This window comes from Azospirillum sp. Sh1 (assembly GCF_008365135.1).
Lineage (GTDB): Bacteria > Pseudomonadota > Alphaproteobacteria > Azospirillales > Azospirillaceae > Azospirillum > Azospirillum oryzae.
The window spans coordinates 15,168-37,897 of the sequence record NZ_VTTK01000044.1 but is presented as its reverse complement, the minus strand read 5'-3'; the positions used below and the strand labels follow the sequence as shown (position 1 = coordinate 37,897).

The window sequence follows — 22,730 nt, the reverse complement described above, 5'->3', positions numbered from 1 at the left end:
GAACTGAGATCTCCCTCCGCAGCGGAGCCAAAATGATCCGGCCCCTCACCCCCTCCGCACCGCCTCGATCGCCGCCACGTCGATCTTCGTCATCCCCATCATCGCCTCGAACGCGCGCTTGGCCTCGTCCCCACCCGCCGCCAGCGCATCGGTCAGCACGCGCGGCGTGATCTGCCAGGAGATGCCCCAGCGGTCCTTGCACCAGCCGCAGGCGCTCTCCTGGCCGCCGTTACCGACGATGGCGGTCCAATAGCGGTCGGTCTCTTCCTGGTCGTCGGTGGCGATCTGGAACGAGAAGGCCTCGCTGTGGGTGAAGGCCGGGCCGCCGTTCAGGCCGAGGCAGGGGATGCCGGCGACGGTGAACTCGACCGTCAGGACGTCGCCCGCCTTGCCGGACGGGTAGTCGGCCGGGGCGCGGTGGACGGCGTGCACAACGCTGTCGGGGAAGGTCTCGGCGTAGAAGCGGGCGGCGGACTCGGCGTCCTTGTCGTACCAGAGGCAGATCGTGGTCTTGGCGACGGCCATGGCTTGTCCTTTCGCGCTGGAATCCTCCCGATCCGACACCATACCGTGTTCAATAGGGCTTCACCACCACCAGCGTGACGATGGCGATGACCCCGGCGATCACCGCCAGCGGGGAGAAGCGCAGCAGCGGGGAAACCGGGCGGACACCCGAAGCCGGCGCAGGTTCGGCCAGCCGGCGCAGCGCGGCGGCGAGCTTGCCGTGCAGGGCGGACAGGGCGATGACGATGACGACCTTCGCCACCAGCCACGGCTCGAAGCCCCAGCCGCCGACCACCACCAGCGTGGGCCCGAGAATCCAGGCGAGCCCCATCGCCGGCGAGGTCACGCGGCGGTCCCAACGCAAGGCCGCGCGCAGGATACGGGTCGGTCCCGGCTCGGCGGCGGTCATGGGGTCGAGGGCGCTGATCAGGATGGCGGCGACGGACATGCCCGCGATCCACACCGTCACCGCGGCGACGTGCAGACCGATCAGCCAGATATACACAACGACCGCCCCCCAATAGCCCCACGCAAGCCTCTTGCGGGCGTCAGGCGCCCACTTGGAGGATGATCTTACCGCGACCGTGGCCGGAATCGAGCCGTTCATGCGCCTTGCCGACCTGCTCCAGCGGCAGGACTTCGTCGACGATCACCCTGGCCTGCCCGCGCTCGAACAACGGCGCCATCTCGCGCAGGCGGGCGCCCTCGCGGGTCAGGAAGGTGCCGTAGAGGGTCTGGTTCTTCACATAGAGCGCGTCGAGGTCGCCGGTCGGCGGCAGGATGGTGGCGATACGGCCGAAGGGGCGGGTAACCTGCGTGCTCATCGGCACATTGCCGCCGGCGGTGTCGAAGGAGGCATCCACCCCCGCCCCGCCCGCCTCGCGCAGGATCTGGTCCATCACGTCGGTGTCGCGGTAATCGAGCGTCACGTCGGCGCCGAGATCGCGCATCGCCTCGTGGTTGGCCTTGCTGGCGGTGGCGAGCACGCGGGCGCCGGCCGCCTTGGCGAACTGGATGGCGAAGCTGCCGACGCCGCCGGCCCCGCCATGGATCAGCACCGTCTCGCCCGGCCGCACCGCCAGACGGCGGACGATGGCCTCCCACGCCGTGCCGCCGGCCAACGGGATGCCCGCCGCCTCGACATGGCTGAGGCCGGGCGGCTTGTGCGCGACGATGGACGCGGCGGTGACGGTGTATTCGGCATAGCTGCCGTTGGGATTGCCGAAGATCTCCGGCGTGTAGAACACCTCGTCGCCGGCCTTGAAGCCGGTCACGCCGGGGCCGACCTCCTCCACCACGCCGGAGACGTCATAGCCCAGCACCGCCGGGAAGGGGATGCCGGCCCAGCTTCCGGCCTGCCGGATCTTGGCGTCCACCGGGTTGGTGCCGGACGCGACCACCCGCACCAGCAACTCGCCCGGCCCCGCGACCGGACGCGGCCGGTCCTGGAGTTCGAACACGTCGGGACCGCCGAACCGCGAAATCACCATCGCACGCATGCCGTCATCCTCCGTTCCGGGCGTTGCCTCTCAGGCCGAAGCGTCGCAAGCAGGCTTCCGCCTGTCCAGCGGGGGAAAGGGGAATGCACGGCGTGGCTTTGGTCGCGGCCGGGACTGCGCGATGCTTGCGGATCCTCGCCACGCGCCCCCCTCACCCTAACCCTCTCCCCGGGGGGGAGAGGGGATTTTCCTTGGGGAGAGGGGACTTTCCCGTCGGAGTGTCAGCCGATGCGGAACTCCTCGCGGTGGATCGCCGTCATCGCCAGCCCCTCCACCCCAATGGCGCCGCGATACATGCCGGAACAGTTGAAGGGCAGAGCCACCCGGCCGTCGCGGTCGATGGCGATCAGGCCGCCGGAGCCGCCGATCACGCCCAGCTCGTCCACCACGTCGCCGGCGGCGCGCTCCAGGCTCTGGCCGGCCCAGCGCATGCGGGCGTCGATCTCGTGGGCGGTGCAGCGGCGGATGAAATGCTCGCCGTGGCCGGTGGCGGAGACGGCGCAGGTGATGTTGTCGGCGAAGGTGCCGGCGCCGATCACCGGGCTGTCGCCGACGCGGCCCTTGGCCTTGGCGGTCATGCCGCCGGTGGAGGTGGCGGCGGCGAGGTTGCCGTCGCAGTCGCGGGCGACGGCGCCCACCGTGCCGTGGCGGCGCTGCTCATCCCCGTCATCCGGGACGCCGGAGCGGCGGCGTTCAAGTTCGGCCTGCAGGGCGTCCCAGCGCGGCTGGGTGAAGAAATAGGAGGCTTCCTCCATCGCCAGACCCTGGCGGCGGCAGAGATCGAGCGCGCCCTCGCCGATCAGCAGGACGTGTTCGCTGTGCTCCATCACCGCGCGGGCGGCGAGGATGGGGTTGCGCGGGCCGAACAGGCCGGCCACCGCACCGGCGGAGCGGTCGCGGCCGTCCATGATGGCGGCGTCCATCTCCTGCACGCCCTCGGCGGTGAATACGGCGCCGCGGCCGGCGTTGAACAGCGGCTCGTCCTCCAGGGCCATCACCGCGGCGGTGACGGCGTCGAGCGCGCCGCCGCCATCGGCCAGCACCGCGTGCCCGGCGGCCAGCGCCCGGCGCAGGCCGGCGTGATAGCCCTCGGTCAGGGCCGGGGTCAGGGCGCTGCGCTTGATGGTGCCGGCGCCGCCATGGACGGCCAGCGCGAAGGGCTGCGGATGGGAAAGGGTCATGGGTGCAGGTCTCAGCGCAGGGTGGCCGACATGGCCGACAATGTGTTGATCCAGCCCAGCACGCCGGCCATGCTGGCGGCCGGCAGGCGGATGGTGACGGGGTCGAGGCGCTCGGACACCGGGATCAGCGACGCCAGATCGGCCAGCGCCGGGCTGTTCATCTCGATCTCCAGTCGATAGGGCGCACCGTCGGTTTGCGGCGGAACGCGGAAGGGCGGGAGGCTCGCGGACCGGCGGACGGCGCGGGTCGCCGCCGCGCGGATGCGGTCGAGGGCGACCGACGGCGCGACGGAGCGGGCGGCGCGCTGGCCGAGCGCCTGCTTGACCACCACGCGTTCCGCTTCGGGGAAAAGCGGCGCCATCTCGGCGGCGAAGCGGTCGTCGCCGCTCAGCAGGATCACCGGCACCCCGATCTCGCCGGCATAGGCGCCGTAATTGCCGGCCTCCCCCAACTCCAGCCCGTTCACCCGGACGCGGCCGAAGGCGAAGCTGTTGGTGGTGTGGGCGAGGATGCCGTACTGGCGCGCGGAGGTGTGGAAGCCGACGCACATCACGCCCGCCGCGTCCGGCTCCAGACCAGCGAACATGCCGATCGGCTTGGGGCGGCCGAGGATCAGTTCGGCGGCCGGGTGCAACTCGTCGGGCAGCAGGTTGACCATCGGGCCATGGCTGTCGTTCACCAGGATTTCGGTGGCGCCGGCCTCAAGCGCGCCTTCGATGGCGGCGTTGACCTCGGCGGTCATCAGGCGGCGGGCACGCTCGTATTCGGGGTTGCCCGGCGTCACCTGCTGCTGGGAGACGACGCCGGCCACCCCTTCGATGTCGGCGGAGATGTAGATCTTCACGGAGTGCTCCCGGAAATCAGCAAGTCTGACAGGCAGGGCCGCGTGGCGCCGTCGCGGCCCACCACCGGCGTGGCGGCGGCCAGCGCGTCGAGAACGGCTTCCTGCGTCGCGTCGGCCATCGCCTCGAACAGGCTGTCGATGCGGCGTTCGTTCAGCATGCGCAGGGGGATGAGGTCGGCCCGCTCGTCATGGTCGATGCGGTTGGCAGTGGTGAAGCCCAGCGCGATGTCGCCGCTGCCGTGGCCCCAGAAGGATCCCACCCGCGCCAGCCCGACCCCGGCGCGGCGGATCACCCGGCGCAGCTGGCGGTGGTCGAGCGGCACGTCGGTGGCGGCGATGACGATGACGGAGCCCTTCTCCGGTGCGTCGTCCTTTTCCGGCACCGCGACGCGGCGGCCGTCGGGCAGCCGCAGCTCTCCCGGCCGGCCGAAATTCGCCAGCACCAGCACGCCCAGATGATGGCGCTTGCCGTCCAGCTTGAGACGGCGCGAGGACGTACCGATGCCGCCCTTGAAGCCGAAGCAGGACATGCCGCGCCCGGCGCCGACCGACCCGACTGCGACTTCCGCCCCGTCAGGTTCGGACAACGCGGCGGCGAGAGCCGCGGCGGCGTGCGCCTCGGTCACCGCCAGCGCCTGGATGTCGTTCAGCAAGCCGTCGTTGCACTCCATCACCAGCGGATTGACCGTGGCGGTGGTGCGGCCGATGTCGGGGTTGGCGGCGATGGCATGGCGGACCAGGGCGGTGGACGCGGTGCCGACCGACAGGGTGTTGGTCAGCAGGATCGGCGTTTCCAACGCGCCCAGCTCCTCCACCTGCATCAGCCCGACACTCTTGCCGAAGCCGTTCAGCACCTCCGCCGCCGCGACCGGCTTGTCGCGGTAGAGGTTGCCGGCATAGGGCAGGATGGCGGTGACGCCGGTCTGGACGGCTCCGTCGTCGAGCGTGACATGGCCGACGCGCACTCCGGCCACGTCGGTGATGGCATTGCGCGGCCCCGGTGTCAGCCGGCCGCAGGCCAGCCCGAAGGCCCGCGCACGCCGTGCACCGTCAGCGCAATTTGGGGTCGAGGGCATCGCGCAGTCCATCGCCGAGCAGGTTGAAGGCCAGCACCGTCAGGAAGATGGCGAGGCCGGGATAGAAGGTGACATGGCTGGCGACGCCGATGTAGCTGCGCCCGTCGGCCAGCATCGCCCCCCATTCCGGGCTGGGCGGCTGGGCGCCGAGGCCGATGAAGCTGAGGCTGGCCGCCGTCAGGATCGAGGTGCCGATGCGCATGGAGACATAGACGATCACGCTGGGCAGCGTGCCGGGCAGGATGTGGCGGACCATCAGCAGCCGGTCGCGCACGCCGATGGCGCGGGCGGCGTCGACATAGACCGCGCGCTTCAGCGACAGCGTGCTGCCGCGCACCAGACGGGCGAAGACCGGCACGCTGAAGATCGCCACCGCATAGATGACGTTCTCGATGCCCGGCCCAAGGATGGCGACGATGCCGATGGCGAGCAGGATGCCGGGGAAGGCCAGCAGCACGTCGCAGATGCGCATGATGAGGCTGTCGATCCAGCCGCCGCGGAAGCCGGCGGTCAGCCCAAGCGCGACGCCGGCCGCGCCGCCCAGCAGCACCGACAGCAGCCCGACCGACAGCGAGATGCGCGCGCCCCACAGGATGCGGCTGAAGATGTCGCGGCCATAGGCGTCGGTGCCGGCCCAATGGTCGGCCGACGGGCCTTCCAGGATGCGGTCGTAATCGAAGGCCGCCGGATCGAACGGCGCGATCCAGGGCGCCGCCGCCGCCGCCAGCGCCAGCGCAGCCAGGCAGATGCCGGCGGCCATCGCGGTGCGGTTGCGCCGGAACTTGCGCCAGAACTCGCGCAGCGGCGAACGGACGGCTTCATGGGTTGCGGCGGCCACGCCGGTTGCGTCTGTCGTGGTCATGAGTAGCGAATCTCGGGGTTGGCGAGGGCGTACAGCACGTCGACCAGCAGGTTGATGATGATGAACTCCAGCGAGAACAGCAGGATCTCCGCCTGGATGACGGTGTAGTCGCGGTAATTGACGCTATCCACCAGCAGCCGGCCCAGCCCCGGCCAGGAGAACACCGTCTCCACCACGATCGACCCGCCGAGCAGGAAGCCGAACTGCAGCCCGACCATGGTGATGATCGGGATCAGCGCGTTGCGCAGCGTGTGCTTCCACACCACCAGCCGCGCCGGCACGCCCTTGGCCCGCGCGGTGCGGACGTAATCCTCTCGGGCGATCTCGATGAAGGCGGAGCGGGTGAAGCGCGCCATCACCGCGGCGACACCGAGGCCGAGCGTCAGCGACGGCATGACGAAATGCTGCCACGTCCCGTATCCGCTGGTCGGCAGCCAGCCGAGCTTGACCGAGAACAGGTCGATCATCAGCAGGCCGAGCCAGAAGGAGGGGAAGGCGATGCCCGACACCGCGACGATCATGCCGGCATGGTCCTGCCAGCGCCCGCGCTTCGTCGCCGACGCCACGCCGATCAGCAACCCGGCCAGCGTCGCCCAGATCATGGCGACGACGGTGAGGTAGAGGGTCGGCATGAAGCGTTCGCCGATCTCCTGCGACACCGGCCGCTTGGACTTCATCGACCGCCCGAACTCGCCCTGCACCGCGTTGCCGAGGAAGCGGCCATATTGCACCCACAACGGCTTATCGAGGCCGAGATCCTGGCGCACCAGTTCGATGTCCCGCTGCGTCGCATCCGGCCCGGCGACCAGCCGCGCCGGATCGCCCGGCAACAGATGGACGAAGCCGAAGACGAAGACTGAGATCACCAGCAGAACCGGCAGGATGCCGGCGAGGCGGCCGACGAGATATTTCAGCATGGGGCAGAGGTCCTGGTGAAGGGCCTGGAGGTGCGGACGAAAAGTCCCCTCTCCCCCCTGGGGAGAGGGTTAGGGTGAGGGGGCAGCACGGGCGTCAGCCCGTGCCAGGGGATGGCGAAGGGGCAGTATGCCCCTTCGCGGCGCGCAATCGCGCGCCGGCCCCCTCACCCTCCCCACCGCTACGCGGCGGGTCCCCTCCCTCTCCCCGGGGGAGAGAGGGCGATTTTTCACATCACTGCAGATCGGCCTCTTCCATCTGCAGACCGCCGTCGGCGACATAGTAGAAGCCGGTCAGCTTCTTCGACTTGCCGGCCAGCAGGTTCTCGACGCCGAGGAAGATCCACGGCGCGTCCTTCCAGATCTGCTCCTGGGCGACGCGATAGGCCTCGGCGCGCTTGGCGGTGTCGGCGGTGCCGATGCCGGTCTCGATGGCGGCGTCCACCGTGTCGTTCTTATAGTAGGCGACGTTGAAGAACTTCGGCGGGAAGCCCTTGCCCCACAGCAGCGGGCGCAGGCCCCAGTCGGCGTCGCCGGTCGAGGCCGACCAGCCGCCATACTGCATCTGCACCGTGGCGTCCTCCGGCTTCTCGACGCCCCAGACGCGGGCGGTCTCGACGCCGGCCTCCAGCGGGGTGACGGTCAGCTTGACGCCGATCTGCGACAGCTGCTGCTGGACGAACTGCATGCCGCGGATGAAGTTGGTGCTGTTGCGGCCGAACATCTCGGCCTCGAAGCCGTTCGGATAGCCGGCTTCGGCCAGCAGAGCCTTCGCCTTGGCCAGATCGTAGGTGTACTGGTTCGGCTGGGTGACGTGGAAGCCCAGCTTGGACGGGATCGCCGAATCCAGCGGGCCGGCATAGCCGCGATAGACCACCTTGGCGTAGGCGTTCTTGTCGATGGCGTAGTTCAGCGCCTGACGGACCCGCGGGTCGTTGAACGGCTTCTTCATGGTGTTCATCGCCACATAGCGGGCGATGATCGACGGGGCGTCGATGATCTCCAGCTGGGTGTTGGCCTCGACCATCTTCACCATTTCGGGCGGCAGCGGATAGATGAACTGCGCCTCGTTGGTCTGCAGCATGGCGATGCGGCTGCCGTTCTCCGGCACGCTCTTCAGCGTGACATGGTCGATCTTCGGCAGGCCCTGCTTCCAATACTTGTCGTTCTTCTCGACCTTCAGCGTGTCGGCTTCCCAGCTGACGAACTTGTAGGGGCCGGTGCCGACCGGGTGGCGGCCGATCTCCTTGCCATAGGTCTCCAGCGCCTTCGGGCTGTGGATCATGGCGCCGGGATGGGCGAGGTTGTTGTTCAGCGCGCCGAAGGGCTGCGACAGCTTCAACTTGACGGTATAGTCGTCGACCACCACCGTTTCGGCCAGCATCGCCAGCAGGCTCTGGCGCTTCAGCCGGTTGGCCGGGTTGGACAGGCGGTCGAAGTTGGTCTTCACCGCCTGGGCGTTGAAGGGCGAACCGTCATGGAAGGTGACGCCCTTGCGCAGGCGGTAGGTGTATTCGGTGGCGTCGTCGTTGACCTCGAAGCTCTCGGCCAGCAGCGGCACCAGCTTCATGTCCTTGTCGAAGCCGAACAGGCCCTGCATCATCGTGCGGCTGGCCGACTGCGACAGCGTGTCGTTGATGTCGGCCGGGTCCAGCGTGGTGATGTTGTCGGGGATGCCGACGACGAGATCCTTCGCGGCGAAGGCCGGACCGGCCAGCGCGGTGCCGGCGAGCAGGCCGGCCAGCAGGGGAAGAGCGAAACGCTTCACGTGAGTACTCCCTGTTTTTTGTTTCAAAAGTCGCCGCCGACGGCGTGGCGCGCGACGAAATGGTCGTCACCGACCGGCACCAGCGGCTGGACCAGCGGCTCGTCGCCGAGGTTGCGGATGGGGCTGGGGATCTCGCCGGTCAGCAGCCGCAGGTCGCGGGTGCGGCGGCTGGGATCGGCGATCGGCACCGCCGCCATCAAGCGACGGGTGTAGGGATGCTGCGGATTCTCGAACACGGCGCGGCGGGGGCCCAGTTCGACGATCTGGCCGAGATACATCACCGCGACGCGGTGGCTGACCCGCTCCACCACCGCCATGTCGTGGCTGATGAACAGGTAGGACAGGCCGCGCCTGGCCTGGAGTTCCATCAGAAGGTTGACGATCTGCGCCTGGATCGACACGTCGAGCGCCGCCACCGCCTCGTCGGCGATGATCAGCTTGGGATCGCAGGCGATGGCGCGGGCGATGCAGATGCGCTGGCGCTGACCGCCTGAGAATTCATGCGGGTAGCGCCGGGCATGTTCCGGCTTCAGGCCCACCTGGGTCAGCAGCTCCGCCACCCGCTCCTCGATGGCGCGGCGGCGCGACACGCCGGGCTTCGCGGTCGGCACATAGTCGTGGACCAGCATCGGTTCGGCGACGCTGAAGCCGACGGTCATGCGCGGGTTCAGCGAGGCGAAGGGATCCTGGAAGATGTACTGGATCTTTTCCTTCAGCTTGGCCTGACCGTTGGAATCCAACGTCGCGGTGTCGACGCCGTCGAAGCGGATGGTTCCGGAGGTGGCCGATTGCAGCCCCATGATGGTGCGGCCGGTGGTCGACTTGCCGCAGCCGGACTCGCCGACCAGCGCCAGCGTCTCGCCCGGACGGACGGCGAAGCTGACCTTCTCCACCGCATGCACGCGGGCTTTGAGCGATCCGAAGATGCCCTTGCGCACATCGAAGCGGGTGGTGAGGTCGCGCACCTCCAGCAACGGCGCGTCGGCGGCGCGCACCGTGTCCTGCACCGGCGGGGCCGGCGGAGTGGCGTCTGCCTTGGCCTCGTCGACCACCAGCAGGGGAAAGCGGATCGGCAAATCCTGGCCGCGCAGCGCGCCCAGCTTCGGAACCGCCGACAGCAGCGCCTTGGTGTAGGGGTGCTGCGGCGCCTGGAAGATGCGCTCGACAGGCCCCTCCTCCACCTTGCGGCCGCGCCACATCACGACGACGCGGTCGGCCACCTCCGCCACCACGCCCATGTCGTGGGTGATGAAGATGACGCCCATCCCCATCTCGTCCTGCAGCAGGCGGATCAGCCGCAGGATCTGCGCCTGGATGGTGACGTCCAGCGCCGTGGTCGGTTCGTCGGCGATCAGCAGAGACGGGCGGCAGGACAGAGCCATCGCGATCATCACGCGCTGGCGCATGCCGCCCGACAGCTGGTGCGGATGGCGGTCAAGCAGGCGGGCCGGTTCGGGAATGCGAACCTTCTCCAGCATGCGTAGCGCCTCCGCCCGCGCCGCCTTGCGGTCGAGACCCTGGTGCAGCATCACCGCCTCGGCGATCTGGTCGCCGATGGTGAAGACCGGGTTCAACGACGTCATCGGCTCCTGAAAGACCATTGCGATGTCGTTGCCGCGCATGTCGGTCAACGCCTCGGCCGGCGGCGTGGCGAGATCGCGTTCGCGCCCGTCACGCCCCTTGAAGCGGATGCGCCCGCCGACGATGCGGCCGCCGGCATAATCGACCAGCCGCATCAGCGACAGCGAGGTCACCGACTTGCCGGAGCCGGATTCACCAACGATGGCGACCGTCTCGCCCGGCGCCACGGTGAAGCTGACGTCGTCGACCACGCGCACGGGACCATGCTCGCCGTCGAAGGCGACGCTCAGCCCCTCTACGGAAAGCAGGGCCGGCGCGGTGTCGACGGCTTTTGCGGCAGCCGCAGCGGTGCTCATCGGCCCAGCTTCTCGGCGAACAGCGCGAAGACGCGGCGCCACACCATGCCCGGAGCACCGCTGCCGACCGGCTTGCCGTTCAGGCTGGTGACCGGGGTGATTTCCTTGGTGGTGCTGGCGATCCAGATCTCGTCGGCGGTCTCAAGCTCCGCTGCCGGGATGTCGCGCTCCTCCAGCCGCAAGCCGGCCTCGGCGGCCAGCCGCAGGACGACGATGCGGGTGATGCCCTCCAGGATGCGGTTGTCCTTGAGCGGCGTGGCGACGACGCCGTCCTTTACCACGAAGATGTTGGTGGCGGCGCCCTCCGTCACCATGCCGTCGCGCAGTTGCAGCGCATCGACCACCCCGGCATCGGTCGCCGCCTGCTGCGCCAGCACGCTGCCCAGCAGCGCCACCGTCTTCAGGTCGCAGCGGCCCCAGCGGATGTCGGGGATGGTGATGGCGGCGACGCCCTGGTCGCGCCACGCCGCGGGCGGGCGCTTCAGCGGGCTGGCCATGCCGAACACCGACGGGGTCACCCCGGCCGGAAACGCATGGCCACGGCTGGATGCCGCGCCGCGGGTGACCTGCAGGTAAACGGTCAGGTCGCCGTCGATGCCGGACTCCGCCGCCAGCCGCTCCATGATGCCCAGCCAGTCGCCGGCCGACAGGGCGCAGTCGATGCGCAGTTCCGACAGCCCGCGTTGCAGGCGGGCGATGTGCGCCTCCGGCTCGAACAGGCGGCCGTTGTAGGCGGCGGTCACCTCATAGAGGCCGTCGGCAAACAGGAAACCGCGGTCCAGCGGCGACACATGGACCTCGTCCAGCGGCAGGTAACGCCCGTTCCAATAGGAGATCGTCATCGCTTTCCAGCTTCTTTGGCGCGTGGAGGGGAAGTGCCGTTCACTCGGGCTACCGGTTCGATTTCGGCACGATGTGGAGGTAGGGCAGGATGCGTTCGGCCATGTCGGCGGCCTGATGGACGCTGTCGGGACCGGAGCGCGACAGCGCGGTGCCCAGCGCCACGATCAGCGCCATCAGACCGGTGGGGGAGCTGTGGCGCACGCCATGGTCGGCCCCGGCCAGCAGGGTCACGTCGGCCAGCGGCACGATCGGGCTGTCCGGCGCGTCGGTCAGCGCGATGGCCTTCGCCCCGCGCTCCCGGCACAGCTGCAGATGTTCGATGGTCCGGCGCGAATAGCGCGGCGAGGTGATGGCGATCACCAGATCGCCGGGCTTCATCGTCATCAGCCGGCGGATGGTGCGCTCGGTGCCCGCGAACTCGATGGCTTCGTGGACATTGTCGACATAGGGCTCCAGCACATCGGTCAGGAACAGGGCGAGATAGGCGCTGTCGCCCAGGCCCAGAGCCACGACGCGGCCGGCTTCGCGGATCAGGCGGATCGCCGCCTCGCACTGTTCCGGCTGCAGCAGATCCATGGTGCGGGTGATGTTGACGGCGTCGCTGGCCAGCGATTCCCGCATGATCTCGGCATTCGAGGTGTCACGCTGCACCGCGACGCGCAGCTTCTCCACCGGCGCGAAAGTGGATTCGAAGGCGCGCAGCAGATCCTCGCGGAATTCCGGAAAGCCGTCATAGCCGAGGAAGCGGGCATAGCGGTTGACCGACGCCACCGACACCTCCGCCGCGGCGGCCAACTCGCCGATCTTCAGGGTCGCGGTGCGGAAGGGATAGGCCAGTGCCCAGGCCCCGACCTTGGCGAGAGCCGCCGGAAGCTGCTGCTGGCAGTTCTGCATGCGGATCAGCAGCGATCCCGTCTGAATGGGTGGCTCCATCCCCCGCTCCCCCTTCGCAGCGTCAGCGCGGCCTCTATGTCGATAGAGTTACAGGAATGGCATATTTCTGTAAATCCATTTTCACATAGTGGCGTATGCGGTGGGCCGGAGTCCGGGTGGGGATCCCCTCTCCCCCCTGGGGAGAGGGTTAGGGTGAGGGGGTCGCGCGGCGTGGCTTGAGCAGGAGAGAATGCGCTCCGGGATCCTCAAAAATCCTCGCAATGCATCCCCCTCACCCCGACCCTCTCCCCGGGGGGGAGAGGGGGATTGCCCCTTACCGCGAGCTGTCGCGAAGGAGATGATCCGACTGGTTCAGCCACTCCTCCAGCTTCTGCGGCCGGCCCGCTCGGGCCGGAGCCGAGACGGCGTCGGGCTCCGCGGCCGACGGGGCCTCCGCCGATTGCGGCGGGCGGTCCAGCGGCGCGCCGGCACTGACTTTGCCGCCGGCGTCGATCCGCGCCCGATAGCGGTGGCCGTCCGTGGAGACGAACTCGCCCGGCCCGGTCGGGCGGTTGCGGTGGAACCGGCCGACATATCTGTTCCCGCTGGGGAAGGTAAGCGTGCCGAAGCCGGTGCGGCGGTCATCCTTCCACTCCCCCTCATACACGCGCCCGTCGGGCCAGACATGGGTCGCCTGCCCCGAGACCAGCCCGTCACGGAAGTTTCCGTCGAGGCGGCGTCCATCGCGCCAAGTGACGCGCGCCTGCCCTTCCAGCCGCCCGTCAATCAGCGTGCCCTCCACCTGCCCGTCATAGCGGCCGTCGTAGGACCAGCTCAGCACGCCGGGACCATTGCCCCAGCCGTTCGGGCAGGCCCCGGACCAGCGGATGGTCTTGCGCCGGTCGGGATACTGGTCCCACACCTGGCAGTCGGCCCCCTGAACCGTCACCGCGAGTTCCGCCAGGGCGGAGGCCGGCAGCATCGACGACAGGACGGCGGCGAGACAGGGCAGCAGAAGGGCGGCACGGGCGGGCATGGAGGCCACCTTTCGCGCGGGAGGTTGGGGCTGCACCCTCCAACCGCCCCGTCCGGATTCGGTTCCGGCCCCGCCCTTTCGCAACGTCCCTAACGTGTTCCTTATCGTTTGTTAACGATGTTTGCCGCAATCATCGCGCATTGTCGGAATCGCGCATCATGAAGGGTAGCAATGGCTCAGAAGGTTCGTGAGGATTACCGGACCCTCACCGGCCCGGAAAAGGCCGCCATCATGATGCTGGCACTGGGCGAGGAGCATTCGTCCAAGCTGTTCTCGCTGATGGACGACGAGGAGATCAAGGAGCTGTCCCAGGTGATGGCCAACCTGGGCACGGTGTCCGCCAACCTGATCGAGCGCCTGTTCGTCGAGTTCGCCGAGCAGATGTCGTCGAGCGGCACCGTGGTCGGCTCCTTCGATTCGACCGAGCGGCTGCTGTTGAAGACCCTGCCGAAGGACAAGGTCGACCAGATCATGGAGGACATCCGTGGTCCGGCCGGCCGCACCATGTGGGACAAGCTGACCAACGTCAACGAGTCGGTGCTGTCCAACTATCTGAAGAACGAATACCCGCAGACCGTCGCCGTCGTCCTGTCCAAGATCCGCTCCGACCACGCCGGCCGCGTGTTGGCGCAGTTGCCGGAAAGCTTCGCGATGGAGGTCATCATGCGCATGCTGCGCATGGAGGCGGTGCAGAAGGAGGTTCTGGACGATGTCGAGCGCACCCTGCGCACCGAGTTCATGACCAACCTTGCCCGCACCAGCCGGCGCGACAGCCACGAGATGCTGGCGGAGATCTTCAACGGACTGGACCGCACCACCGAGCATCGCTTCATGGCGGCGCTGGAGGAACGCAACCGCGACAGCGCCGAGCGCATCAAGTCGCTGATGTTCACCTTCGAGGATCTGTCGAAGCTCGATCCCACCGGCGTCCAGACGATGCTGCGCACCGTGGACAAGCAGAAGCTGGGCACCGCGCTGAAGGGTGCGTCGGAGTCGCTGAAGGACCTGTTCTTCTCCAACATGTCCGAGCGTGCGGCGAAGATCCTGCGCGAGGACATGGCGGCGATGGGTCCGGTGCGCGTCCGCGACGTGGACGAGGCGCAGATGTACATGGTGCAGCTGGCGAAGGACCTTGCCGCCCGCGGCGAACTGGTCCTGGCCGAAGGCAGCGGCGAGAACGAGCTGATCTACTGACCGGCATCTACTGACCGGCATCTACTGACCGGCGGGGGCTTTCTCGCCGATAAGCTGCGGACAGGGCTGAATTTTTCCGCCTCCCTCACAGGACGTTTGACGGACGGCGCGGAACGGTGAACCTTTGGATTCCGAGAAAGGGCGGGATCGGGGGAGCCACCGTTCCGGGACACAACCGTTTCAGGATCACGGCTTCCGCTCCCGCCCGACCGGCCGCAAGGCCGGCGGCTGCCGTTTCGGCCAACAATCAGGGAGCTTCCGAACATCATGACCGCTGACACGCTGCAATCCCGTCTCACCCGCCGGATCGCCGGTCCGGTCGTCGCCGGACTGCTGGGTCTGGGCGTCGTCGCCGCCGGGCCGCTGGCCGCCGCGGCCGAGACCTGGGATATGCCGACCCCCTATCCGGACACGAACCTGCACACCATCGTGGTGAAGCAGTTCGCCGACGACGTGAAGGCGGCCACCAACGGCAAGATCAGCATCACCGTCCACACCAACGGCTCGCTGATCCGCCATCCCGAGATCAAACGCGCGGTCCAGTCCGGTCAGGCCCAGCTGGGCGAGGTGCTGATCAGCTCCTGGGCGAACGAGGATCCGCTCTACGGTCTCGATTCCGTGCCCTTCCTCGCCACCGACTTCAAGGCGGCGCACAAGCTGTACGACGTCTCCAAGCCCTTCCTCGAGAAGAAGCTGGAGCGCCAGCGCCTGAAGCTGCTCTATTCGATCCCGTGGCCGCCGCAGGGCCTGTATGTGAAGGACGAGATCCAGTCGGTCGAGGGGCTGAAGGGCCAGAAGTTCCGCGCCTACAACCCGGCGACCACCCGCATCGCCGAGCTGTCCGGCGCCATCCCGGTGAAGATCGAGGCGGCGGAGGTCGCGCAGGCCTTCGGCACCGGCATCGTCACCGCCATGATCACCTCGGCCGCCACCGGCGTCGACACCAAGGCCTGGGACTTCGTGAAGGTCTATTACGACGTCCAGGCCTGGCTGCCGCGCAACATGGTGTTCATCAACTCCGAAGTCTGGAAGGGTCTGGACGCCAACACCCAGAAGGCGGTCCAGGACGCCGCGGCGAAGGCCGAGGCCAAGGGCTGGGCCGAGTGGGAGAAGAAGACGGCCGAGCTGAACAAGACCATGTCGGACAACGGCATGAAGGTGCTGCCGCCGTCCGACAAGCTGAAAGAAGGCCTCTCCGCCATCGGCAAGACGATGACCGAAGAATGGATCAAGGCCGCCGGCGCCGACGGCGAAGCCATCATCGCCGCCTATCGCAAGTAAGGCTCCCGAGTTGGGAGATGAGTACCCGGCCGGCGGCCAGCAGCACGGCGGCCGGCCGGGTATTTCCATTCCCGACGCCCCTTCGTCACGACCGACCGCAGGAGGTGGTTGCGCCATGCGCACCGCACTGTCCATTCTTTACCGAACCGCCGAGATCCTGGGCGCGGTTTCGCTCGCCGCCATCGCCGTCCTGATCGTGACCCAGGTGGCGAGCCGCCTGTTCGACCGCATGGTGCCGGGCGCCGACGAGCTGGCGGGCTATTGCATGGCCGCGTCCTTCTTCCTCATGCTGGGCCCGGCGCTGCGCCGCGGCGCCCATATCCGCGTCGGCGTGCTGGTGGAGCGGCTCCGCGGCGGGCCGCGCCGGGCGCTGGAACTGCTGTGCCTGGGCTTCGCCGCCGCGCTCAGCGCCTATTTCGCCTGGTACTGGGTGCGCATGACCTATGATTCCTACGATTTCGGCGATCTCAGCCAGGGCGTGCTGCCGATCCCGCTGTGGATCCCGCAGGCGCTGATGGCGGCGGGTCTGGTGGTGCTGGTCATCGCGTTGATCGACGACCTGCTGGCCGTGCTGCAGGGGCGCGACGCCTCCTACCAGCACGCCGGCATGCAGAGCGAGGGCTGAGCGATGGACGAGACGACCGCATCCATCGTCGTCGTGGTGACGATGTTCCTGATGCTGGGGGCCGGCGTGTGGGTGGCGCTGGCGCTGGCCGGCGTCGGCTTCGTCGCCATGGCGCTGTTCACCGCACGGCCGGTGGGCATGGTGATGGCGACCAACATCTGGGGGGCCAGCACCTCCTGGACGCTGACGGCATTGCCGCTGTTCATCTGGATGGGCGAGATCCTGTTCCGCACACGCATCTCGTCCGACATGTTCAAGGGGCTGGCGCCCTGGACCGGCTGGCTGCCCGGCCGGCTGATGCATGTGAACATCATCGGCTGCTCGATCTTCGCCGCGGTGTCCGGCTCGTCGGCCGCCACCGCCGCCACAATCGGCCGCATGACCATTCCGGAGCTGAACCGGCGCGGCTACGATCCGATGATGACCTTGGGGTCACTGGCCGGGGCCGGCACGCTGGGGCTGCTGATTCCGCCGTCGATCATCATGATCGTCTATGGCGTGGCCGCCGACGTGTCGATCGCCCGGCTGTTCATCGCCGGCGTCATCCCCGGCATCGTGCTGACCGGCCTGTTCATGCTCTATGTCGGCGGCTGGTCTCTGGTGAACCCCGGCCGGGTGCCGCCGCCGGAGGCGTCGCAGAGTCTGCCTGAGAAGATCCGCGACACCGGAGCGCTGATCCCGGTCATGCTGCTGATCGCGGCGGTGCTGGGCTCCATCTATGTCGGCATCGCCACCCCGACGGAGGCGGCCGGCATCGGCGTGCTGGGCTCCCTGGTGCTGGCGCTGGTGACCGGCACGCTGAACTGGACGACCTTCCGCGACAGCCTGTTCGGCGCCGCCCACACCTCCTGCATGATCGGCTTCATCCTGGCCGGCGCTGCCTTCCTGACGGTGGCGATGGGCTATACCGGCATCCCGCGCCTGCTGGCGGAATGGATCACCACCATGCAGCTGTCGCCGGCGGCGCTGCTTGTGGCGCTGACCTTCTTCTTCATCGTGATGGGCTGCTTCCTCGACGGCATCTCCATGGTGGTGCTGACGACCTCGGTCATCCTGCCGATGGTGCAGCAGGCGGGGATCGACCTTCTGTGGTTCGGCATCTACATCATCATCGTGGTGGAGATGGCGCAGATTACCCCGCCGGTGGGCTTCAACCTGTTCGTGCTGCAGTCGATGACCGGCAAGGACATCTTCACCATCGGCAAGGCCAGCCTGCCCTTCTTCCTGCTGATGGTGGTGATGGTGGTCCTGCTGTGGGTGTTCCCCGGGCTGGTCACCTGGCTGCCGTCGAAAATGATCGGATGAGGAGCGACAGCGTGGAGGTCCGCTTCACCAGTTGCGGCGACACCGCCTTCAACGTCGAGTTCGGCGAGACCATCGACCGGGCGACCAACGCCCGCGTCATGGCCCTGCACGCCCGGCTGAAGGCCGCACCGCCGCCGGGACTGGTGGAGACGGTGCCGACCTTCCGCTCGCTGCTGGTGGTCTATGATTCCGTCACCTCCAGCCGGCGGGAGATGCAGGCGGCGGTCGAGGGGGCGCTGGCCGGCAGCGAGGCCGCCCCGGCGGAGGGCCGGCTGTGGCGCCTGCCCGTCTGCTACGATCCCGACCTCGGCCCCGATCTGGCGGAGTTGGCGGACTCGTTGGGCCTGACGGCGGAGCGGGTGGCGGAGTTGCACGGCTCGGTGGAGTATTTCGTCTACATGCTGGGCTTCATGCCGGGCTTCGGCTACATGGGCGATCTGCCGGCCGAACTGGACCGGCCGCGCCGGACGGAGCCGCGGGTGCGGGTGCCGGCCGGCTCCGTCGCCATCGCCGGCCGGCTGACCACCGTCTATCCCTGGGAAAGCCCCGGCGGCTGGCATCTGATCGGCCGCTGCCCGGTGCCGCTCTATGACGGCGACCGGCCCGACCCGGTGCTGCTGGCAGCCGGCGACCGGGTGCGCTTCGAGGCGGTGGACCGCGCCACCTTCGACCGGATCGCTGAGGCGGCAAGCGCCGGACGCTTCGACCCCGCCAGCCTGAGGGCCGCGTGATGAGCGCCTGTCTCACAGTGGTTCGGCCGGGCCTGTTCGCGACGATCCAGGATCTGGGCCGCTTCGGCTTCCAGGAGCTGGGCATGCCGGTTGCCGGCGCGCTCGACCCGGTGGCGCTGCGGCTGGCCAATGCGCTGGTCGGCAATCCGCAGGGAACCGCGGGGCTGGAGATCGCCCTGCTCGGCCCTGCCCTGCGGGTGGATGCGCCCGCCGTCCGCGTCGCCGCCGTCGGACCGCTGGCCCTGATGCTGGAGCGCGAGGGGGACGCCCCGCAACCGCTGGCCCCCCACCGCAGCCACACCCTGCGGCAGGGCGACGTGCTGCGACTGGGCGCGGTGGACGGGGCGTCCGTCGCCTGTCTGGCAGTGGCCGGCGGCTTCGCGCTGGCGCCGGTGATGGGCAGCCTGTCCACCTACGTGCGCGCCGGCATCGGTCCGCTCGGCGGGCGGCCGCTGGCTGAGGGCGACCGCCTGCCGCTGACCCGCGACAGCGCCCCGGACGGTTCCGACGTCGAACTGCCGCAGCCGCCCGACTATGGCGCCGGGCCGCTGCGCGTCGTGTTTGGGCCGCAGGAGGACCGCTTCACCGACGCCGCGATCGACATTTTCCTGTCGGCGACCTACCGCGTCGGCAAACAGGCCGACCGCATGGGCCTGCGGCTGGAGGGTCCGGCGCTGGCGCATCGGGGAAGCGCCGACATCCCGTCGGACGGGCTGGTCACCGGCTCCATCCAGGTGCCGGGCAACGGGCAGCCGATCCTGCTGCTGAACGACCACCAGACTGCCGGCGGCTATGCCAAGATCGCCACGGTGATCTCCGCCGACCTGCCCCGCGCCGGCCGCCTGCGCCCCGGCGACAGCCTGTCCTTCCAGGCCGTGACGGTGGAGGAGGCCGAAGCGATCCGCCGCCGCCAGGAACAGGCCATCGCCGGCTGGGTTCGCGCCATCCGCCCGGTGCGCCCCACCGGCGGCATCGACCTGGAGGCGCTCTATGCCGAGAACCTGATCTCCGGCACCGTCGACATCGTGAACGGCGGCAGCGACATCCCCCTGCTGTGACGCCTCCTGCTGTGACGGCACCCGCCGGAATCGGGTCAGACCCCGACGATCTGCAAGCCGCCGCTGGGCAGGGTGAAGGGCTGCGAGCTGGCGAGTTCCCTCACCACGCCGCTGTCCACATCCAGGCGGAACAGGGCGCCGGCCTGGGTGGAGTCCGTCGCGCTGAAATACAGCTGGTCGCCGACCGCATCCACGCTGGTGGGCTGCGTCCAGGTCGTACGGTTGGTCTTGTCGGTGACCATCCGCGTGCCGGCCTCGGTGCCGTCGGTTCGCCACAGGGCGTTGCCATGCACGGTATCATCGGCGGTGAAGAACAGCCTGTGATCGGCGACGGTCAGGTTTCCGATCGCGGCGCTGGCGCCGCCGGGCGCGATGTCCTTGACAATGTGCGTTCCCTGCTCCGTCCCGTCCGAGATCCAGAGTTCGAAACCGTTCTGCTGGGTGCTGGCATTGAAAACGACCTTGTCGCCGACGGCAAGGAACTGATTGGGAACGGAAAATCCCGTTGATGGAAAATCCTTGACCAGAACCGTGCCTTCCGGCGTGCCGTCACTCTTCCACAGATTAGGGCCCCGATTGAAGAACAGCGTATCTCCCGCCTCGACCAGAGAAACCGTGTGTCCGCTCCTTATATCCTCACCAAGACCTTCCAGCAGCTTGACCGTCCCCCCCTCCGTCCCATCGGTCACCCACAGCTGGCCGTAAGAGCCGGTGCCGTCCCAGGCCGACAGGAACAGCCGGTCGTCGGCGGCTGTGAAATGGTCGGGAAAAATAGGCAACGGGACCGGGATCGGCGGATCGACCGCTCCGGGATAGAAGTCCTTCACCAGAATGGTTCCGGCCGCCGTTCCATCCGACCGCCACAGCGCGTTGCCGTGCTCCATGTCGGTGGCGGAGAAGAACAGCTCGTCCCCCACCGCCGTCAGATTACCCGGAGGGCGACCGGCCCGCGTGTCACCGATGTCCTTGACCATGTGCGTCCCGGCGGCGGTGCCGTCGCTGACCCACAGCTCGGTCCCGTGCCGGCCGTCGTCCGCCTGGAAGAACAGCTTGCCGTCCGCAACGGTCAGCGCCGTCGGCGAGGAGCCCGTCGCCCCCGGTTGGATGTCGGCCAGCATGCGCGTCCCGCCCGGCGTTCCGTCGGTCGTCCACACTTCGCGGCCATGCACGCCGTCATCCGCGCTGAAATACGCACGCTTGCCCATTTGGACCAAACCCTGCGGGTCCGACGAGGCCGCGCCCGGGGCGATGTCCCGCAGAAGGAAAGTCCGGCGTCCGTCCGTTCCCCACAGCTCGTCGCCATGACCGGTGTCCACCGCCGCGAAGACGGCATCGGCCCTGGCATGGCTGGTCTTGAGCCGCAGATTGTCGGCGGTCAGGTCGTCCCGCGACAGCCCCATCAGCTTGACCCCGTCGCGCGGCCCGAAATCGAGAACCAGCCCGTCGCGATCCTGATGGGAATGGGCCAGCACATCCTCAAGGCTACCGATCCCGCCCCAGCCCTGCAGGTCCAGCAGGTCGCCGCCCGCACCGCCCTGGAAATCGCCGATGCAGTCCCACCCGTCACCGGGCTTGAGGACGAAGCGGTCGCTGCCGCCATCGCCTTCCATATAGTCGTTGCCGCGGTTGCCGATGATGGTGTCGTCGCCGCTGCCGCCGAACAGAAGATCGCGATGCGCGCCGCCTGTGATCCGCCGGCCGGACACGCCGTGATTCTGCGCCTGATCCCGTCCCATGACTGCGCACTCCCGATGGTGCCGACGCGGACGGCGTCGGAAGGGTGCCATCATCATAAGATTCTTATATACGTACCCGGCATGTGCACACAGTCAGTGATCCATCGCGCCGGGCCTCTACCCCGGTTCGGCCCGTGATATCCCGCCATCGTCCGAAAGAAAGTGCGGCGGATGCTTCAATCCGCGGCCGGCGCCGGCTCTTTCACGCTGCTTTCGCGATGGCGGCAGACCCGGTCCCGGCCGCTCTGCTTGGCGCGGTAGAGCGCCATGTCGGCCGCCTTGATCATGGCGTCGGCCCGGCCGATGTCGGGGGTCAGGGTCGACAGGCCGATGCTGACGGTCACATGCAGGATCGCGCCGTCGTTCTGCGGGATGCTCAGGTCGCGGACGGCGCAGCGCAGGCGTTCGGCGAGTTGGAAGGCCCCGTCGCCCGGCGCGTTGGGAAGCAGGATGGCGAACTCCTCGCCGCCGAAACGGGCCACGAGGTCGCTCTGCCGCACGCTGCGCTGAAGCAGACGGCTGAGCGACACCAGCACGGCGTCGCCGGCATCGTGCCCGCGGCTGTCGTTGACGTCCTTGAAATGGTCGATGTCGAGCATCAGGAGCGACACCGGCGTGTCGTGGCGCAGCGCGCCGGCCACGGCCCGGTCGATGGAGGCGAAGAAGGCCCGGCGGTTCGCCAGCCCGGTCAGCGGATCGCTCAAGGCCGCGTTGCGCAGCATCTGCTCGGTATCGACGCGACGGCGCTCGCGCGCCAGCATCGTGCCCAGCATCAGAATGCCCGCCGCCGTGAACAGCGCGATGGGAATCCCGCCATCGATGAAGATCGGCAGAGCAACCTCCCACGGCAGCACGAAGATGCTGAGGGGATGGACGGACGCAACCGGGCCGAGGATGAACAGCGGTCTTGAATTCCGCCACTCCACGGCAGGCACCAGCCGCCGCAGCAGCAGACCGACGGAACCGGCCACCAGGATCCCGACCACCCCTGGAAGCGTCCCGGCGCCGCCGATCGCGATGCGGGCCGCCGACACCATCCCGGCGGCCAGCATGGCGGCCAGCGGTCCACCGAAGGGAGCAGCCAGCGCGACCGGCACCGCCTTCACGTCCAGATAAACGCCGGGAGAGATGGGAACAGATTGCAGCATGGCGGCCACGCCGCCGATGCCGAACAGCAGCCCCAGGCAAAGCTGCCGGATCCGGGGCCGTTCCTCCATCCGGTACAGGATCGTCCCGTAAACGAGCGTCACCAGCGCCAGCAGCCCGACACCGCCCGCGAGGGCCGTTGCGATCGTCGCCGTGGCGCTGGGTTCCTCCACCTGCCGCCCCCTTCGAACCGCCGGGTTGCCGACCTTCGGGCATCCTTCTTCGTGTGAGTACTCTAATATGCTTAGTGCGAACATCCTAGTGCGATGCACAGGGGTTTGTCGCAAATGCGGCCCATTGTCCGAGGCATTGCCGG

General features: G+C 68.5%; 21 protein-coding genes. 6 read left to right on the top strand and 15 right to left on the bottom strand.

Going from position 1 to position 22,730, the window contains the following annotated elements:
• Window positions 1–45: 45 nt before the first annotated feature.
• The 13 genes from FZ029_RS28800 to FZ029_RS28735 all read right to left on the bottom strand — a co-directional run bounded on the left by FZ029_RS28800 (window position 46) and on the right by FZ029_RS28735 (window position 13,338).
• Complete coding sequence (locus FZ029_RS28800; protein WP_149273226.1) at window positions 46–525, bottom strand: VOC family protein; 480 nt, start codon at window positions 523–525, stop codon at window positions 46–48.
• 49 nt (window positions 526–574) lie between these two features.
• On the bottom strand, window positions 575–1,009 hold the full coding sequence (locus FZ029_RS28795; RefSeq protein ID WP_247892548.1) for a CopD family protein: 435 nt from the start codon (window positions 1,007–1,009) through the stop codon (window positions 575–577).
• Between the two features lie 43 nt (window positions 1,010–1,052).
• Window positions 1,053–2,003 carry a zinc-dependent alcohol dehydrogenase family protein gene (locus FZ029_RS28790; protein WP_149273222.1) on the bottom strand — a complete coding sequence of 317 codons (951 nt, stop codon included), beginning with the start codon at window positions 2,001–2,003 and terminating at the stop codon, window positions 1,053–1,055.
• A 221-nt stretch (window positions 2,004–2,224) separates the two neighbouring features.
• A complete protein-coding gene (locus FZ029_RS28785; protein WP_149273220.1) occupies window positions 2,225–3,184 on the bottom strand; it encodes an isoaspartyl peptidase/L-asparaginase in 960 nt (319 codons plus the stop codon).
• Between the two features lie 11 nt (window positions 3,185–3,195).
• Entirely contained in the window at window positions 3,196–4,029 is an 834-nt protein-coding gene (locus FZ029_RS28780; RefSeq protein ID WP_149273218.1) for a M55 family metallopeptidase, read from the bottom strand.
• Window positions 4,026–5,105: a P1 family peptidase gene (locus FZ029_RS28775; protein WP_149273216.1), complete on the bottom strand. Its 1,080-nt coding sequence runs from the start codon at window positions 5,103–5,105 to the stop codon at window positions 4,026–4,028. Before FZ029_RS28775 ends, FZ029_RS28780 begins: the two co-directional genes overlap by 4 nt.
• Window positions 5,080–5,967: an ABC transporter permease subunit gene (locus FZ029_RS28770; RefSeq protein ID WP_149273214.1), complete on the bottom strand. Its 888-nt coding sequence runs from the start codon at window positions 5,965–5,967 to the stop codon at window positions 5,080–5,082. Before FZ029_RS28770 ends, FZ029_RS28775 begins: the two co-directional genes overlap by 26 nt.
• Window positions 5,964–6,884 (bottom strand): glutathione ABC transporter permease GsiC, encoded by a 921-nt coding sequence (gene gsiC / locus FZ029_RS28765; protein ID WP_149273212.1) that lies wholly within the window; start codon window positions 6,882–6,884, stop codon window positions 5,964–5,966. The genes FZ029_RS28770 and gsiC overlap by 4 nt, the downstream gene beginning before the upstream one ends.
• Before the next feature lie 232 nt (window positions 6,885–7,116).
• Window positions 7,117–8,649, bottom strand: a complete 1,533-nt coding sequence (locus tag FZ029_RS28760; RefSeq protein ID WP_149273210.1) for a glutathione ABC transporter substrate-binding protein — start codon at window positions 8,647–8,649, stop codon at window positions 7,117–7,119.
• A gap of 23 nt (window positions 8,650–8,672) precedes the next feature.
• Window positions 8,673–10,586, bottom strand: coding sequence for a dipeptide ABC transporter ATP-binding protein (locus FZ029_RS28755; RefSeq protein WP_149273208.1), 1,914 nt, complete (start codon window positions 10,584–10,586; stop codon window positions 8,673–8,675).
• A complete protein-coding gene (locus tag FZ029_RS28750; RefSeq protein WP_149273206.1) occupies window positions 10,583–11,428 on the bottom strand; it encodes a D-amino acid aminotransferase in 846 nt (281 codons plus the stop codon). The genes FZ029_RS28755 and FZ029_RS28750 overlap by 4 nt, the downstream gene beginning before the upstream one ends.
• A gap of 49 nt (window positions 11,429–11,477) precedes the next feature.
• Window positions 11,478–12,362 (bottom strand): MurR/RpiR family transcriptional regulator, encoded by an 885-nt coding sequence (locus FZ029_RS28745; protein ID WP_149273204.1) that lies wholly within the window; start codon window positions 12,360–12,362, stop codon window positions 11,478–11,480.
• Window positions 12,363–12,636: 274 nt separating this feature from the next.
• Window positions 12,637–13,338 carry a hypothetical protein gene (locus FZ029_RS28735; protein WP_149273202.1) on the bottom strand — a complete coding sequence of 234 codons (702 nt, stop codon included), beginning with the start codon at window positions 13,336–13,338 and terminating at the stop codon, window positions 12,637–12,639.
• 171 nt (window positions 13,339–13,509) lie between these two features.
• Here FZ029_RS28735 and fliG point away from each other — a divergent pair, with 171 nt between their 5' ends.
• From fliG to FZ029_RS28705, 6 genes are all read left to right on the top strand, one after another.
• The gene (fliG, locus tag FZ029_RS28730; RefSeq protein WP_085084489.1) at window positions 13,510–14,532 is read left to right on the top strand and encodes a flagellar motor switch protein FliG; all 1,023 of its coding nucleotides are present in this window, start codon (window positions 13,510–13,512) and stop codon (window positions 14,530–14,532) included.
• Between the two features lie 267 nt (window positions 14,533–14,799).
• Window positions 14,800–15,813, top strand: a complete 1,014-nt coding sequence (locus FZ029_RS28725) for a TRAP transporter substrate-binding protein (protein ID WP_149273200.1) — start codon at window positions 14,800–14,802, stop codon at window positions 15,811–15,813.
• 115 nt (window positions 15,814–15,928) lie between these two features.
• Window positions 15,929–16,438: a TRAP transporter small permease gene (locus FZ029_RS28720; RefSeq protein ID WP_149273198.1), complete on the top strand. Its 510-nt coding sequence runs from the start codon at window positions 15,929–15,931 to the stop codon at window positions 16,436–16,438.
• Window positions 16,439–16,441: 3 nt separating this feature from the next.
• Window positions 16,442–17,743: a TRAP transporter large permease subunit gene (locus FZ029_RS28715; protein ID WP_149273196.1), complete on the top strand. Its 1,302-nt coding sequence runs from the start codon at window positions 16,442–16,444 to the stop codon at window positions 17,741–17,743.
• A complete protein-coding gene (gene pxpB / locus FZ029_RS28710; RefSeq protein WP_149273194.1) occupies window positions 17,740–18,474 on the top strand; it encodes a 5-oxoprolinase subunit PxpB in 735 nt (244 codons plus the stop codon). Before FZ029_RS28715 ends, pxpB begins: the two co-directional genes overlap by 4 nt.
• The gene (locus FZ029_RS28705; RefSeq protein WP_149273192.1) at window positions 18,474–19,532 is read left to right on the top strand and encodes a biotin-dependent carboxyltransferase family protein; all 1,059 of its coding nucleotides are present in this window, start codon (window positions 18,474–18,476) and stop codon (window positions 19,530–19,532) included. The genes pxpB and FZ029_RS28705 overlap by 1 nt, the downstream gene beginning before the upstream one ends.
• Before the next feature lie 35 nt (window positions 19,533–19,567).
• On the opposite strand, the gene FZ029_RS28700 is transcribed toward FZ029_RS28705, so the two are convergent.
• Together FZ029_RS28700 and FZ029_RS28695 are read right to left on the bottom strand one after the other, a co-directional pair.
• Complete coding sequence (locus tag FZ029_RS28700) at window positions 19,568–21,268, bottom strand: ELWxxDGT repeat protein (RefSeq protein WP_188052104.1); 1,701 nt, start codon at window positions 21,266–21,268, stop codon at window positions 19,568–19,570.
• A 176-nt stretch (window positions 21,269–21,444) separates the two neighbouring features.
• Window positions 21,445–22,587, bottom strand: coding sequence for a diguanylate cyclase (locus tag FZ029_RS28695; RefSeq protein ID WP_149273190.1), 1,143 nt, complete (start codon window positions 22,585–22,587; stop codon window positions 21,445–21,447).
• Window positions 22,588–22,730 lie beyond the last annotated feature (143 nt).